The organism is Mumia zhuanghuii (assembly GCF_042681565.1).
Taxonomy (GTDB): Bacteria; Actinomycetota; Actinomycetes; order Propionibacteriales; family Nocardioidaceae; genus Mumia.
Window position 1 is genome coordinate 711,972 of record NZ_JBHUFT010000008.1, and the last position, 14,827, is coordinate 726,798.

15 protein-coding genes and 1 pseudogene are annotated in these 14,827 nt (G+C 70.6%); 12 read left to right on the top strand and 4 right to left on the bottom strand.

The genetic code is table 11. The annotated features are described in order from the left end of the window. Nucleotides 1-149 precede the first annotated feature (149 nt). Complete coding sequence (gene leuS, locus ACFSDF_RS11805) at nucleotides 150-2,627, top strand: leucine--tRNA ligase (protein ID WP_377157619.1); 2,478 nt, start codon at nucleotides 150-152, stop codon at nucleotides 2,625-2,627. A 152-nt stretch (nucleotides 2,628-2,779) separates the two neighbouring features. On the opposite strand, the gene ACFSDF_RS11810 is transcribed toward leuS, so the two are convergent. Next, nucleotides 2,780-3,193, bottom strand: coding sequence for a hypothetical protein (locus ACFSDF_RS11810; protein WP_377157621.1), 414 nt, complete (start codon nucleotides 3,191-3,193; stop codon nucleotides 2,780-2,782). Between the two features lie 93 nt (nucleotides 3,194-3,286). Between ACFSDF_RS11810 and ACFSDF_RS11815 the strand changes: the two genes are divergently transcribed. The 6 genes from ACFSDF_RS11815 to holA all read left to right on the top strand — a co-directional run bounded on the left by ACFSDF_RS11815 (nucleotide 3,287) and on the right by holA (nucleotide 10,120). Next, complete coding sequence (locus ACFSDF_RS11815) at nucleotides 3,287-3,901, top strand: MerR family transcriptional regulator (protein ID WP_167007871.1); 615 nt, start codon at nucleotides 3,287-3,289, stop codon at nucleotides 3,899-3,901. Nucleotides 3,902-3,911: 10 nt separating this feature from the next. Then, a complete protein-coding gene (locus ACFSDF_RS11820; protein WP_377157623.1) occupies nucleotides 3,912-4,856 on the top strand; it encodes an oxygenase MpaB family protein in 945 nt (314 codons plus the stop codon). Nucleotides 4,857-4,865: 9 nt separating this feature from the next. Further along, nucleotides 4,866-5,723, top strand: coding sequence for a DegV family protein (locus ACFSDF_RS11825; protein ID WP_167007876.1), 858 nt, complete (start codon nucleotides 4,866-4,868; stop codon nucleotides 5,721-5,723). Between the two features lie 99 nt (nucleotides 5,724-5,822). Beyond that, entirely contained in the window at nucleotides 5,823-6,791 is a 969-nt protein-coding gene (locus ACFSDF_RS11830) for a ComEA family DNA-binding protein (protein ID WP_377157626.1), read from the top strand. Between the two features lie 11 nt (nucleotides 6,792-6,802). After that, complete coding sequence (locus tag ACFSDF_RS11835) at nucleotides 6,803-9,094, top strand: ComEC/Rec2 family competence protein (RefSeq protein ID WP_377157628.1); 2,292 nt, start codon at nucleotides 6,803-6,805, stop codon at nucleotides 9,092-9,094. Between the two features lie 45 nt (nucleotides 9,095-9,139). After that, the gene (holA, locus tag ACFSDF_RS11840; protein WP_377157630.1) at nucleotides 9,140-10,120 is read left to right on the top strand and encodes a DNA polymerase III subunit delta; all 981 of its coding nucleotides are present in this window, start codon (nucleotides 9,140-9,142) and stop codon (nucleotides 10,118-10,120) included. Between the two features lie 83 nt (nucleotides 10,121-10,203). On the opposite strand, the gene rpsT is transcribed toward holA, so the two are convergent. The 3 genes from rpsT to ACFSDF_RS11855 form a co-directional block, all read right to left on the bottom strand. After that, nucleotides 10,204-10,464, bottom strand: a complete 261-nt coding sequence (gene rpsT, locus ACFSDF_RS11845) for a 30S ribosomal protein S20 (RefSeq protein WP_167007885.1) — start codon at nucleotides 10,462-10,464, stop codon at nucleotides 10,204-10,206. 122 nt (nucleotides 10,465-10,586) lie between these two features. Continuing rightward, nucleotides 10,587-10,811: a DUF6458 family protein gene (locus ACFSDF_RS11850; protein WP_167007888.1), complete on the bottom strand. Its 225-nt coding sequence runs from the start codon at nucleotides 10,809-10,811 to the stop codon at nucleotides 10,587-10,589. 81 nt (nucleotides 10,812-10,892) lie between these two features. Continuing rightward, a complete protein-coding gene (locus tag ACFSDF_RS11855) occupies nucleotides 10,893-11,270 on the bottom strand; it encodes a YccF domain-containing protein (RefSeq protein ID WP_167251950.1) in 378 nt (125 codons plus the stop codon). A 67-nt stretch (nucleotides 11,271-11,337) separates the two neighbouring features. Here ACFSDF_RS11855 and lepA point away from each other — a divergent pair, with 67 nt between their 5' ends. The 5 genes and pseudogenes from lepA to ACFSDF_RS11880 all read left to right on the top strand — a co-directional run bounded on the left by lepA (nucleotide 11,338) and on the right by ACFSDF_RS11880 (nucleotide 14,788). Then, entirely contained in the window at nucleotides 11,338-13,224 is a 1,887-nt protein-coding gene (gene lepA / locus ACFSDF_RS11860) for a translation elongation factor 4 (RefSeq protein WP_167007893.1), read from the top strand. A gap of 7 nt (nucleotides 13,225-13,231) precedes the next feature. Then, the gene (locus tag ACFSDF_RS11865; protein WP_167007895.1) at nucleotides 13,232-13,648 is read left to right on the top strand and encodes a GNAT family N-acetyltransferase; all 417 of its coding nucleotides are present in this window, start codon (nucleotides 13,232-13,234) and stop codon (nucleotides 13,646-13,648) included. Continuing rightward, nucleotides 13,620-13,811, top strand: a pseudogene (locus ACFSDF_RS11870) (hypothetical protein); the annotation flags it as partial. The gene ACFSDF_RS11865 and the pseudogene ACFSDF_RS11870, both read left to right, overlap by 29 nt. A 19-nt stretch (nucleotides 13,812-13,830) precedes the next feature. Next, entirely contained in the window at nucleotides 13,831-14,127 is a 297-nt protein-coding gene (locus tag ACFSDF_RS11875) for a hypothetical protein (RefSeq protein ID WP_208322501.1), read from the top strand. Nucleotides 14,128-14,149: 22 nt separating this feature from the next. Next, on the top strand, nucleotides 14,150-14,788 hold the full coding sequence (locus tag ACFSDF_RS11880; protein ID WP_167007898.1) for an MOSC domain-containing protein: 639 nt from the start codon (nucleotides 14,150-14,152) through the stop codon (nucleotides 14,786-14,788). Nucleotides 14,789-14,827 lie beyond the last annotated feature (39 nt).

Sequence of the window (14,827 nt, forward strand, 5' to 3'; positions counted from 1 at the left end):
TGGGACACGGCCCGCGCTAGCATGGGTGCCATGTACGGCGAGCTCCTTGTCGAGCCGCGCTGACGCCACCCGGTCAGCGCGGCAGCCCCTCTGCTCGAGGGGCTGTTCTGTGTACGGAGCCGTACGAGAGACATTCGGAGGAGACCCAGGTGAGCACCCAGCACGCGGAAGCGGCGTCGTACGACGTCCGCGCGACCCAGGACAAGTGGCGCGCGGTGTGGGACGAGCTTCGCCCGTACGACGCGGACGGCAGCGACCCGAACCGCGAGCGGCGCTACGCGCTCACGATGTTCCCGTACCCGTCGGGCGACCTCCACATGGGGCACGGCGAGGTCTTCGCGCTGCATGACGTCCTCGCGCGCTACTGGCGGCTCAAGGGCTACGACGTCCTCAACCCGATCGGCTGGGACTCCTTCGGCCTGCCCGCCGAGAACGCCGCGATCAAGCGCAACGAGAACCCCGCCACGTTCACGTACGACAACATCGAGACGCAGGCCGAGTCGATCCGCCGCTACGGCGTGAGCTTCGACTGGACGCGCCGCCTCCACACCTCCGACCCGGAGTACTACCGCTGGACCCAGTGGCTCTTCCTGCGCCTGTTCGAGCGTGGCCTGGCCTACCGCAAGGCCTCGTACGTCAACTGGTGCCCCAATGACCAGACGGTGCTCGCCAACGAGCAGGTCGTCCAGGGATTCTGCGAGCGCTGCGGCGCGGTGGTCACCAAGCGCGAGCTGACTCAGTGGTACTTCAAGATCACCGACTATGCCCAGCGTCTCCTCGACGACATGGAGCAGCTCGAGGGCACCTGGCCGGAGCGCGTCCTGACGATGCAGCGCAACTGGATCGGCCGTTCCGAAGGGGCGTGGGTCGACTTCGCGGTCCCCGGACGAGACGAGCCCGTACGGGTCTTCACCACGCGGCCGGACACCCTGTACGGCGCGACGTTCATGGTCGTGGCGCCCGACGCCAAGCTGGCCGCCGAGCTCGTGAGCGACGAGCAGCGACCTGCGTTCGAGGCGTACCTCGAGCGCACCAAGCAGGCCACCGAGATCGAGCGCCAGTCGACCGACCGTCCCAAGACCGGCGTGTTCCTCGGCGTCCACGCGATCAACCCGCTGACCGGTGCCCAGATGCCGGTGTGGGCGGCCGACTACGTGCTGGCCGACTACGGCTCCGGCGCGGTCATGGCGGTCCCGGCGCACGACCAGCGCGACCTCGACTTCGCCCGTACGTACGACCTGCCGGTCCGTCGCGTCGTCGACGTGCCGGGGGAGGACAACCCGGAGGAGACCGGCGTCGCGACGACCGGTGACGGCACGTACGTCAACTCGGCCGCGCTCGACGGTCTCACCGACAAGACCGAGGGCATCGCGGCGATCATCGACCGGCTCGCGGCCGACGGTGTCGGTGAGGGCACCATCAACTACCGCCTGCGTGACTGGCTGCTGAGCCGCCAGCGCTACTGGGGCTGCCCAATCCCGATCGTGCACTGCCCGGACTGCGGCGAGGTCGCGGTGCCGGACGACCAGCTGCCGGTCGAGCTGCCGTACCTGACCGGTGCCGACCTGGCGCCCAAGGGCACCTCGCCCCTGGCCGCGGCGACCGACTGGGTCAACACCACCTGCCCCCGCTGCGGTGGCGCCGCGACGCGCGACACCGACACGATGGACACGTTCGTCGACTCCTCCTGGTACTACCTGCGCTACTGCTCCCCGGGCGACGCCAACGCCCCGTTCGACCCCGAGGACGTCAAGCGCTGGATGCCGGTCGACATGTACGTCGGCGGTGTCGAGCACGCGATCCTCCACCTGCTCTACAGCCGGTTCTTCACCAAGGCGCTGCACGACATGGGCCTGGTCGACTTCGTCGAGCCCTTCACCGCCCTGATGAACCAGGGCCAGGTGATCAACGAGGGCAAGGCCATGAGCAAGTCGCTCGGCAACGGTGTCGACCTCGGCCAGCAGATCGAGGAGTTCGGTGTCGACGCCGTGCGCCTGACGCTGGTGTTCGCCGGGCCGCCGGAGGACGACATCGACTGGGCCGACGTGTCACCGGCCGGCTCGTCGAAGTTCCTCCAGCGGGCGTGGCGCGTCGCGCACGAGATCGCGAGCGCGCCTGGCGCGGACCCCGCCAACGGTGACGTGGCGCTGCGCCGGGTCACGCACAAGGCTGTCGCGGAGTGCGAGCATCTCTACGAGTCGAAGCGCTTCAACGTCGTCGTCGCGCGCGTCATGGAGCTGGTCAACGCGACCCGCAAGACCATCGACTCCGGCGCTGGCCCGGCCGACCCAGCGGTCCGCGAGGCGGCCGAGGTGACGGCGATCCTGCTGAGCACGGTCGCGCCGTACGTCGCCGAGGAGATGTGGGCCGAGCTCGGTCACAGCCCGTCGGTCTCGCAGCAGGCGTGGCCGGCGGTCGATCCGGCGCTGCTGGTCGACGACACCGTGACCTGCGTCGTGCAGGTCAAGGGCAAGGTGCGCGGCAAGCTCGAGGTGCCGCCGTCGATCTCCGACGAGGAGCTCGAGGTGCTGGCGCTGGCCGAGCCGAACGTCGTCCGGCACCTGGAGGGCGCGGAGATCCGCAAGGTGATCATCCGCGCGCCCAAGCTGGTCAACATCGTCATCTGAGGTTTCGACAGGCTCAACCCGCGGACGTTGGTTGAGCCTGTCGAAACCCGGCGCCCCGCCCGTTGGTTGAGCCTGTCGAAACCCGCGCCTCGCCCGTTGGTTGAGCCTGTCGAAACCCGCGCCTCGCCCGTTGGTTGAGCCTGTCGAAACCCTCACGCGCTCGCGCCGGTCACGACGAGGCTCACCCCCGTCGTCGCCAGGCCGAGCGCAAGCACGCCTGCGCCCGTCCAAACCAGCGCCATGAGGCGTCCCGGCCGCTGCGGGTCACGCCCGAGCACGGACAGGAAGAACCCGGCGGGCATCACGATCGCGGCGATCAGCACGCCGATCGGGCCCACGAGGCGCCAGGCGCCGTCGACGTCTGCGGCGTTGGTCAGAAGCAGCGTGACCAGCCCGAGGATGACGAGCACCCCGGCGTGTGCGTGACCGGCGCGGAAGAACGACTTCTGCAGCGCGTTGGCCGGCCGCTTGCCGCCGACGACCCGCAGCAGGAACATCCCACCAGTCTCGATGGTGATGACCGTCAGCACGACGATGCCGGCGACGAGCGTGGATGCGGCGTTCATAGGAGCCTCCTCGAGGCATTGGAGAGTAGCACTATCTAATATTAGATAGTGCTACTCTCCAATGCGTCAACCCCGTTCCGTCAGGAGCCGACCATGCGGATCTCCGAGCTCGCCAACGCCGCCGGCGTCCCCGTCGCGACCGTCAAGTACTACCTGCGGGACGGCCTTCTTCCGCCTGGCCGGGCGACGAGCGCCACCCAGGCCTCGTACGACGACACCCACCTTCAGCGCCTGCGCCTCGTACGCTCGCTCGTCGAGGTCGGCGGCATGCCGCTGGCCAAGGTGCGCGCGGTCCTCGCCGTCGTCGACGACCCCGCCCCCGACCCGTACGACGCGGTGAGCGACGCCCTCGCCGCGCTTCCCCCGTACGTCGACCCGTCCCCGCCGTACGAGCGCGCGACCGCCGTGCTCGACGCGATCGGCCTCCCGTACGAGGAGACGGCCGCCGTGGCGCAGCTCGACGCGGCCCTCGCCGGTCTCGAAGCCGCCGGACGCCCCCTCGATGTCGCCGCCGTCGGTCGCTACGCCGAGCAGATCCGCGTGATCGCCGAACGGGAGGTCGCCTCCGTGGAGGCCGAGGGGCCGAGCGACCTCGCCACCGTCGTGCAGGACGTGGTCCTCGGCACGGTCCTCATCGAGCCGGTCCTGCTCGCGCTGCGCCGTCTGACCCACGCCGCGCTCTTTCGAGAGCGTCACCCGGCTCGGTAGGGTCACGCGGGTGTCCACCTCGCGTGACCCTGAGCCGCTCGGCCCCGATTCCCTGACCTGGCGCTACTTCGGCGACTGGCGCGGGCTGCTGTGTGCGCTGTGGGCGGGCTCCATGCAGAACATGCATCCTGGCCTCGGTGCGGGGGTCGAGGAGCACTCCCACTTCTTCGAGGAGCGGTGGGAGCGGCTGTTCCGCTCCCTCTATCCGATCGGCGGGGTCGTGTACGACGGACCGCGCGCCGCCGAGACCGCGCGGGAGGTGCGGCGCTATCACGACACGATCAGCGGCGTCGACTCTGCGGGGCGGCCCTACCACGCGCTCGATCCCGACACCTTCTACTGGGCGCACGCGACGTTCTTCATGAACGCCGTGCTCACGGCCGAGCACTTCGCCGGCGGGCTGTCGGAGGCTGACAAGCGCCGGATGTTCGACGAGCACGTCCAGTGGTATGCGATGTACGGCATGAGCATGCGGCCGGTGCCCGCGACCTGGGAGGACTTCCAGGCGTACTGGGACCGCACGTGCCGCGAGGTCCTCGAGGTCAACCTCGCCACCCGCCAGGTCCTCGACCTCACGGATCTCGCTCGGCCTTCAACCCTCCGGTGGATGCCCCGGGCGGTGTGGCGGGTCGCGCGGCTCCCGATCGGGCGCGGCTTCGCCTGGCTGACCACCGGCCTGTACGACCCCTCCGTGCGGCAGCTTCTCGGGCTGCGCTGGCGGCGCCGTGACCAGGTGCTGTTCGTTCTGGCGACCCGGACGATCTCGACGGCGTTCCGGCTCGTCCCCTTCGACCGCCGCTACCATCCGCGTGCCCGTGCGGGATGGCTGCGCGTGCGCGGCGAGTGGCCTGCCGACGTCCACGGACCGGCGTCCCCGGCGAGGTGGCGCGCGCGACACGCGGGCGCGTTCACCGAGGACGACGCGCAGCCGCGCGAGGGGGCCCCGGCCCGCTAGTCTCGGCCCATGACCCTCGCGATCGTGACGGACTCCACAGCGTCGCTGCCCGGCGAGCTCTCGGAGTCACGCGCGATCAGCGTCGTTCCGCTCGAGGTCGTCGTCGACGCCCGCTCCTATACCGAGGGCGTCGACGTCACCGCCGACGACCTCGCCCGCGCTCTGCGAGCCGGACGCTCGGTCAGCACCTCGCGTCCGGCGCCCGAGCGCTTCTCCCGCCTCTACGCAGACCTGGCCGACCAGGGAGCCGAGGCGATCGTCTCGATCCACCTCAGCTCTCGGGTCTCGGCGACCTACGAGTCGGCACAGCTGGCCGCGCAGGCGGCTCCGGTGCCCGTGCTCTGCGTAGACACGCTCCAGGTCGGGATGGCGACCGGCTATGCGGTCCTGTCCGCGGCGGAGCTCCGTGACGCGGGGGCCTCGGCCGAGGAGGCGGCCAAGGCGGCTCGTGACCGCGCGGAGCGGGCGACGACGCTCTTCTATGTCGCGACCCTCGAATACCTGCGCAAGGGCGGCCGGATCGGCACCGCTTCGGCGCTGCTCGGGTCGGCGTTGTCGGTGAAGCCGTTGCTGTCGGTCCAGGACGGGCGGGTCAGGCCGGTCGAGAAGGTACGCACGTCCGCCCGCGCGATCGCCCGCCTCGAGGAGCTGACGGCGCAGGCGTCGGAGCAGCACACCGACGGTGTCGAGGTGGCGGTTCAGCACCTCGACGCCGCGCACGCGGCCGAGGACCTGGCCGAACGGCTGAGGGAGACCCTCGGGCTCGGCGCGATCGACGTCGTCGAGGTGGGAGCCGTGATCGGTGCCCATGTGGGGCCGGGCCTGCTCGCGGTCACGGTCTCCGGCAAGCTCCCCCCGCTGGGCTGAGCAGAGCCGACGCCGCACAGGCGCTCGTACGAGGTAGTTGTCCACAGGCGGCCGCTCAGCGGCAGCGGCGGGAGTCGCCGTCGCCGTAGCGTTCCGCGGGTGGAGCGACGCGGGGACCGGACGAGCGAGGCGGCACGGCGACGTCTCGAGCAGCTCGCGCGCGAGCTGAGCCGGCTCGACGCCCGGCCCGGCGAGGTGGTCGACGATCCTCTCGAGGGGCCGTTCGACGATCCGCCCCCCATGCTCATCGAGGATCTTGACGACGACCTTGGCGACGACCTCTTCGACGAGGTCGACATCGCCGCCCTCGAGCACCGCGACGGCCGCGTGGCGTCTCCGCCTGCCCGCCATCGCGCAGGGGCCGCTTCGCCGCCTGCCTGGTCGGCAGACGCGCGCGACAGGATCCCGCCGCGGCTGAGGTCGGCGCTCGGCCAGGGCACGACGACCACGCACGTGCTGGTGCTCCTGGTCGTCCTGGTGGTGGCAGCCGGCGGCGCGCTCTGGTGGGTTCAACGGGCTCAGCCCGAGACCGTGGGGGCCGAGCCGGTGGCGCTGGCCGCCCCCGGCGGCGCGGGAGAGGCGGTGGCCTCACCCGATCCTGCTGCGCCCACCGGTACGGTCCCGGCCGAGGTGGTCGTCGACGTCGCCGGCAAGGTTCGGCGGCCCGGCATCGTCACCCTCCCGGCCGGCTCGCGCGTGGTGGACGCGCTCGAGGCGGCGGGGGGAGCCCGCCGCGGCACCGAGTTGACCGCCCTCAATCTGGCACGGGTGCTCGTCGACGGGGAGCAGATCGTCGTCGGGCTGCCTTCGGTCGCCCCACCGCCGGGGAGCGGGACCTCGGGTGGCGCGCCGTCCTCACCGGGGTCGTCGACCGGTGCCGTCGTCAACCTCAACACCGCGACCCTCGAGCAGCTCGACACTCTGCCTCAGGTCGGCCCGGTGACGGCCCAGGCGATCCTCGACTGGCGTACGGAGCACGGCCGGTTCAGCACCGTCGACGAGCTCCTCGAGGTGGACGGCATCGGCGAGGCGACCCTGGTCAAGCTTCGCGACCTGGTCACGCTCTGACCTCGGCCACGGTGGTCACCGCGCCGGCGCGTCTTGGTGAGCGCGGCGGAGATGTCGACCTGCGCATGGTCGCCCCGGCGCTCGCCGCATGGGCGGGAGCCGTCGTCGCGGTCCGCGTCTCCGTGACGGCCGTGCTCGTCGTCTCGGTGTGCGCGGCGCTGGTCGCGGCCGTAGTGGTGCGTTGGTTCCCCTCCGCCCGGAGGCGCGCCGCGTGGGTGGGGCTCCTGCTGGTGCTCTTGATCGCCTCGCTCGCCCTCGGAGCGCTGCGCGCGTCCACCCACCGCTCGGGAGTCGTGCCCGACCTCGCGGCCGAGCGCGCGTCGGTCGCGATCGTCGCCGTGGTCGCGTCCGACCCGAAGGAGGTCCGCGGGACGTTCGGCACCTCGACCGTGCTCCGGTTGACCGTCCTGCGGGTCGAGGCACGTGGCGCCACCTGGCGTCTGCGCAGCCCGGTCACGGCGTGGGTCCGCGGGGACGCGCCAGCCCTGCGGCTCGGCCAGCAGGTCGACGCGGCAGGCCGTCTCGACGCCGCCGACGACTCGGCGACCGCGGCCACGCTGTCGCTGACCAGGGTGTCCGTGCGTCCTGACGGTGACCCGGCCTGGTGGTGGGACGGCGCCCAACGGCTGCGTGACGCGATCACCGCCGCCGTCTCGGGACGGGGCACCGACGTGTCCGCCCTCGTGCCGGCACTGGTCCACGGCGACGACCACGCGCTGTCCGACGGATTACGCGAGGACTTCCGTACGAGCGGACTCACGCATCTCCTCGCGGTCTCGGGGACCAACCTCACGCTGCTGATCGGGTTCCTCCTGGCGCTGGCGCGGCCTCTGGGCGCTGGTCCTCGTGCCCGCGTGGTGCTCGCCGTCGTGGCGACCGTCGGATACGTGCTTCTCGCCAGGCCCGAGCCGTCGGTCGTGCGGGCGGCCGTGATGGGGCTGGTGGGGATCGCCGGGCTCAGCACGGGCGGGCGCAGGCGCGGTGCCCGCTGCCTCGCCTGGGCGGTGGTCGCCGTCGTCCTCCTCGATCCGTGGCTGGCCACGTCGGCAGGGTTCCTCCTGTCTGCGGTCGCGACCGGCGGCATCCTTCTGCTCGCCCCGGTGTGGCGTGACGCACTCGCCCGGTGGATGCCTCTGTGGTTCGCGGAGGCCATCGCAGTCCCGGCGGCCGCGCAGCTCGCCTGCACCGCGCCGGTCGCCGCGCTCTCGGGTGAGGTCTCGCTGGTGGCGGTCGTCGCCAACCTGGTCGTCGCACCCGCCGTCGGACCGGCGACGGTCCTTGGGTTGGCCGGGGGACTGGCCGGCCTTCTGTGGGCGCCGCTCGGCACGCTCGTCGGACTCCTGACCACCGTCCCGGCGGGCTGGATCGTCCTCGTCGGACGGCGCGCGGCCGATCTGCCCGGTGCCTCCGCAGCCGTCGGTGAGGGGCCGATCACGATCGCCCTCCTCGTGATCGTCAGTGGAGTCGTCGCCGTGACCGGGCACCTCCTCCTGAGGCGTCCGCTCCCGACCGTCGTGGCCGCCATGCTCATCGCCGTCGTCACGGTCGCTCCGCTCAGTCCCGGCTGGCCGCCCCGAGGCTGGGTGATGGTCGCCTGCGACGTCGGCCAGGGTGACGCGACGGTCCTGCGTGCGGGCCCGTCGGCGGCGGTCGTCATCGACGCCGGTCCCGATCCAGGTGACGTCGGCCGCTGTCTGGACGACCTCGGCATACGGACGGTCCCGCTGGTCGTCCTCACCCACGCTCACGCCGACCACGTCGACGGCCTGTCCGGCGTCATCCGGGGACGCGACGTCGGCTGGGTCGGCGTCGGGCTGAGCCGACCGTCGCTCAGCGGGGGCGACGTCCGTCGGCTCCGGGGCGGCGAGCGCTGGCGTGTCGGCGACCTCACCCTCACCGTCCTCGCACCTTTAGCTGCCGAGCAGCGCGCCGACGTCACCGAGGACGAGGCGAACGACGCGAGCGTGGTTCTCGTGGCCGAGACCCAGGGGGCGCGCATCCTGCTCACTGGGGACGTCGAGCCACCCGGCCAGGCCGTGCTGCGTCGGACGTATCCCGACCTTCGCGTCGACGTCCTGAAGGTCCCTCACCACGGCAGCGCGCACCAGGACGCCGCGTGGCTCGCCGACCTCGGTGCGCGGTGGGCGACCGTCAGCGCAGGTCGCGACAACACGTACGGGCACCCCGCACCGGCGACGCTCACGACACTGAACGCGGCGGACGTGACGGTGCTGAGGACCGATGCCGGGGGAGACGTTGCCGTGGTCGTACGGAACGGTGAGATCAACGGCGTGCGCCGGTGAACCGCCCGTACGCGACGTCAGTGCCGCGTGGCATGCTGACCTGCGATGGCGTCCTTGTTCAGCACCCTCGTCCTGATCACCGGCGGAGTCGAGTTCCTCGCCGACCGCGCGATGCGACGTGCCCTGGCGCAGGTCCACGACGAGGATCCCGAGACGTCCGTCTCGGAGGTCGACGGCTCGTCGCTCGCCCCCGGCGAGCTCGCCGGGCTCACGAGTCCGTCGCTCTTCTCCGCGCACAGCGCCGTGGTCGTCCGCGGCATCGAGTCGCTCGATCCGTCCGTCGCCGACGAGCTGCTCGCGTACGCAGCCGCGCCCGCCCCCGACGTCGCCGTCGTGCTCACCCACGGGGGTGGCCAGAAGGGCAAGGGCGTCCTCGACAAGCTCCGCAAGCTCGGGGCCGTGCAGGAGATCGTGACGGCGGCCCCTAAGCCGTGGGAGGTGACCCGGTGGACCTCGACCGAGGTCCGCCAGCTGGGTGCGTCGATCTCCGAGGACGCCGCCGACTACCTCGTCGCTGCGGTCGGCCACGACCTGCGCTCGCTCGCCGCGGCCGCCGACCAGCTCGTGGACGCCGCGACAGGCGCGGACGGCCGCCGCGACAAGATCTCGCTCGACCTCGTCCGTCAATATTTCGGCGGTCGCGCGGAGGTCAAGGGCTTCGACATCGCCGACGCGGCGATCGACGGCGACGCGGCGCTCGCTCTCGAGCAGCTGCGGTGGGCGATCAACAACAACGTCGCGTCGGTCCTCATCACCTCGGCGTTCGCGACCGGCCTACGCTCGCTGGCTCGCTATGGCGTGGCCTTGAGCAAGGGGCTGCGCGAGGCCGAGCTCGCACGTGAGGTCGGAGCGCCGCCCTTCCGGCTCAAGCGGCTGCGCGCTCAGCTCAAGGGGTGGGACACCGTCGGCATCACGACCGCCATCGCCGCGGTCGCGCGCGCCGACCTCGACGTCAAGGGCGCCGCCGACCCGGAGTACGCGCTGGAGCGGATGGTGCTCGGCGTGGTTGCTGCGCGCGTCCGCTGACGCACGCACGTCCCCGCCTCGCCCCAGGACGCACGAACGGCACCTCCCGTACGAGAGGTGCCGTTCGGCGGAAGGTCAGGCGCTCAGAGAGCGGCGGCCTTCTTGGAGATCGACGATTTGCGGTTCGCCGCCTGGTTCTTGTGGATGACGCCCTTGGACGCAGCCTTGTCCAGCTTGCGGTTCGCTGCCTTCGCGAACTCCTTGGCGTCGTCGGTGTTGCCGGCGTCGACGGCCTCGGTGAAGCGTCGGACGACGGTCTTCAGCTCCGAACGCACGGCCTTGTTGCGCTCACGCGCACGCTCGTTCTGCCGGTTGCGCTTGATCTGCGACTTGATGTTTGCCACGGGGCAAGCCTCGTTGTTCTGTCGAAGTGGATAGTTGCGCGCGCGGACACGGACACGCGACCACCCACTGTATCAGTGGGTCCGGCACGGTCCAAAACTGCTCCTCGATGCTGCTGTGTGCTCTACCGAGCCGGTGGATAGCCGCCGTCGCGACGCTCCTCGACCACGTGCGTGGACCTGGAACGCTGCTGGTTGACGATCAGCGAGACCACCACGGCCACGATGCCTGCGCCGAGCAGGATCCAACCGAGGGTCCCCGTGTCCACCGCGCTGGTGTCGATGTTGATGACGTCGAGGGCGAAGATGAGGCCGAGAATGATGAGAACGATGCCGAGTCCGATGACCACGACAGTCCTTCCTTGTCGACGATGGGGGCTCACACCACGTACCCGTCGACCGTGCGACCCAAACCCTCCACGCCAGGGATGTCAGCGCTGCACGGGCACGATCCGGTAGCCCAGCGGCATCAGCGAGATCGGGATCATCTTGACGTTCGCGAGGCCCAGCGGGATCCCGATGATCGTGAGGCAGAGCGCGATTCCGCTGACCAGGTGGCCCAGCGCGAGCCACCACCCGGCGAGCAGGATCCAGATCACGTTGCCGATCATCGACGGCACGCCGGCGGTCGGATGAGGCTCGATCGTGCGTCCGAACGGCCACAGCGCGTACGAGGCGATGCGGAACGACGCGATCCCCCACGGGATGCCGATGATCGTGAGGCAGAGCAGGACGCCGGCGAGCGTGTAGCCGATCGCCAGCCAGATCCCGCTCAGCACGAGCCAGATGATGTTGAGGATCACGTTCACGCATCGAAGCCTAGGTCGTGTCGGTCGATGGCGTACGCGTTCGGGAACCCTGGCCCGACATGGGAGGATGGGAAGCACCATGGCCAAGACCGCTGCTTCCTCGTCGGCACCCGCTCCGGGCGCGACCGACCCCGCGATCCTCCGCAACTTCTGCATCATCGCGCACATCGACCACGGCAAGTCCACGCTGGCCGATCGCATGCTGCAGCACACGGGGGTCGTCGACGCCCGGTCGATGCGTGCCCAGTACCTCGACCGCATGGACATCGAGCGCGAGCGCGGCATCACGATCAAGAGCCAGGCGGTCCGCCTGCCGTTCACGAAGTCGACCGGCGACGACGCGGGCACGACGTACGTCCTCAACCTCATCGACACCCCCGGGCACGTCGACTTCACGTACGAGGTGAGCCGCAGCCTCGCCGCGTGCGAGGGCGCGATCCTGCTCGTGGACGCCGCGCAAGGGATCGAGGCCCAGACGCTGGCCAACCTCTATCTCGCGCTCGACGCCGACCTGCACGTGATCCCGGTGCTCAACAAGATCGACCTGCCGAGCGCCCAGCCGGAGAAGTTCGCCGAGGAGCTGGCGCACCTGGTCGGCTGCGAGCCCCACGAGGTCCTGCGGGTCTCGGCCAAGACCGGCGTGGGCGTCGAGGACGTGCTGAACGCGGTCGTCGACCAGATCCCGGGGCCGGTAGGCAACCCGGACGCGTCGGCGCGGGCGATGATCTTCGACTCCGTCTACGACACGTACCGCGGCGTGGTGACGTACGTCCGCGTCATCGACGGCCACCTCTCGCACCGCGACAAGATCAAGATGATGTCGACCGGCGCCGTGCACGAGATGCTCGAGGTCGGCGTGATCTCGCCCGAGCCGATGAAGGCCGACCGCATCGGCGTGGGGGAGGTCGGCTATCTCATCACGGGTGTGAAGGAGGTCCGCCAGTCCCGCGTCGGCGACACGGTGACGTCGGCGAACAAGCCCGCGACCGAGGCGCTCGGCGGCTACCGCCACCCCAACCCGATGGTGTTCGCCGGCCTCTACCCGATGGACGGCGACGACTATCCGACGTTGCGTGACGCGCTCGACAAGCTGCAGCTCAACGACGCCGCGCTCCAGTACGAGCCGGAGACCTCCGGCGCGCTCGGGTTCGGCTTCCGCATCGGCTTCCTCGGGCTGCTCCACATGGAGATCGTGCGCGAGCGGCTCGAGCGCGAGTTCAACCTCGACCTGATCTCGACGACCCCCAACGTGGTCTACCGCGTCGTCATGGAGGACGGCACCGAGCACCGCGTCACCAACCCCAGCGAATACCCGACGGGCAAGATCTCCGAGGTGTACGAGCCGGTGGTGCGGGCGACGGTGCTGACACCCACCGACTTCATCGGTCCGGTCATGGAGCTGTGCCAGACGCGGCGCGGGACGCTGCTCGGCATGGACTACCTCTCGTCCGACCGCGTGGAGATCCGTTACACGCTGCCGCTCGCTGAGATCGTCTTCGACTTCTTCGACCACCTCAAGAGCCGTACGAAGGGCTACGCGTCGCTCGACTACGAGACAACCGGCGAGCAGGCCGCGGACCTCGTGAAGGTCGACATCCTGCTGCAGGGCGACCCGGTCGATGCGTTCAGCGCGATCGTCCACCGCGACAACGCCTACACCTACGGTGTCGCGCTCGCGCAGAAGCTCAAGGAGCTCATCCCGCGTCAGCAGTTCGAGGTGCCGATCCAGGCCGCCATCGGCGCGCGCGTCATCGCCCGCGAGACCATCCGCGCGATCCGCAAGGACGTGCTCGCCAAGTGCTACGGCGGTGACATCAGCCGCAAGCGCAAGCTGCTCGAGAAGCAGAAGGAAGGCAAGAAGCGGATGAAGATGGTCGGCCGCGTCGAGGTGCCGCAGGAGGCCTTCGTGGCCGCGCTGTCGACCGGCGACTCGGGCGAGAAGGGTAAGAAGTAGGCACCTCATGAGGCCGGCCGCGTGTGAAGACGTCGAGGCGATCCGAGAGATCGAGCGCGCCGCGGACGAGAGGTTCCGCGAGATCGGCCTCGGCTTCGTCGCTGACGGCGAGCCCACGTCGTACGAGGCTGTCTCGGCGTCGGTCGATCGCGGGACGACGTGGGTCGAGGTGGGCGACGACGGTGTGCCGGTCGCGTTCGCGCTCGCCGACGTCGTGGACGGTCGCGCGCACCTCGAGCAGCTCTCAGTGCTCCCGTCACACGCGGGGCGGGGGATCGGCGCGGCGCTCGTCGACACCGTCGAGCGCTGGGCGCGCACGAACGAGCATGACGTCCTGACGCTGACGACGTTCGCTGACGTGCCCTGGAACGCGCCGTACTTCCACCCGCGGCCACGTGTCGTCATGGCGAAGTCGCTGCGCTGACGGCACCTACCGCACGTACGCCCTGGCATGGGACACCGCTGAGCTGCACCCTGGTCCGATCCTGGTCTTGACGTGTTCGCCATACCTGCCGAAGGACACCCGTGAGCGGTCGGTCTCGGCGGCGCTGCGACTGTTCCGCGAAGACGGGTACGAGGCGACCACGATGCGCCGGATCGCGAGCGATGCCGGGGTCTCGCTCGGCAACGCCTACCTACTTCTCCGGCAAGGACGCGCTGGCCCACGAGCTCTACCTGAGCGTGCAGCGCGAGCACCGCGACCGCACGCTCCCGCTGCTGCGCGGCGGGGCTCCGCTGGTGTTCAGCTGGTTGCACGTGGACGACGTTGCGCGCGCCGTGGACCACATCGCCGACCAACCCGAGATCAGCTGCCCGGTCAACGTGGCGTCGCCGAACACGGTGACCAACGCCGAGATCGCGTCGCGGACCCGAAGAGGACTGCTGCCGGTCGCGGTGGGCTGACGCTGTCGGTACGCTCGCCGCCGTGGGAGCGTACGTCGAGTCCGTCTGCACCGGACGCATCAAGCCCGTGCCGTGGGGATCGCTCAAGCGGTCCGCGATCGACAAGCGCCCGGTCTCCGGACCGGTGCGCGTCGGTCCGTACGGACTGGACGGCGACGAGATCGCCGACCTCGAGCACCACGGGGGAGTCGACCAGGCGGTGTACGCCTACGCGGCGGAAGACCTCGAGGACTGGTCGGCACAGCTCGGCCGCCCGCTGCCGAACGGCACCACCTTCGGGGAGAACCTCACCACCCGCGGGATCGACGTCAACGAAGCGGTCGTCGGCGAGCGCTGGGGGATCGGGACGACGGTGCTGGAGGTGTGCGGGACCCGGATCCCGTGCGCGGTGTTCGCCGGCCACGTCGACCAGGAGCGGTGGGCTCGTCGGTTCGTCGAGGCGCGGGTCCCCGGGGCATACCTGCGGGTCGTCGAGCCAGGCGAGCTTGCATCCGGCAACGCGATCGAGGTCGTCGACCGGCCTGCGCACGGCGTGACGGTCCGGGTGGTGTTCCGAGCGCTCGCGACTGAGCGCGACCTTCTGCCGGCGCTTCTTGACGCCCAGGCGCTCGGTACGAAGGCGCGCCGCAAAGCGGAGGAGTACGTCGCGACGCAAGCGTGAGCGGACACCCGCGGGTCGCGGAAAGGTCTCGATTGGGCC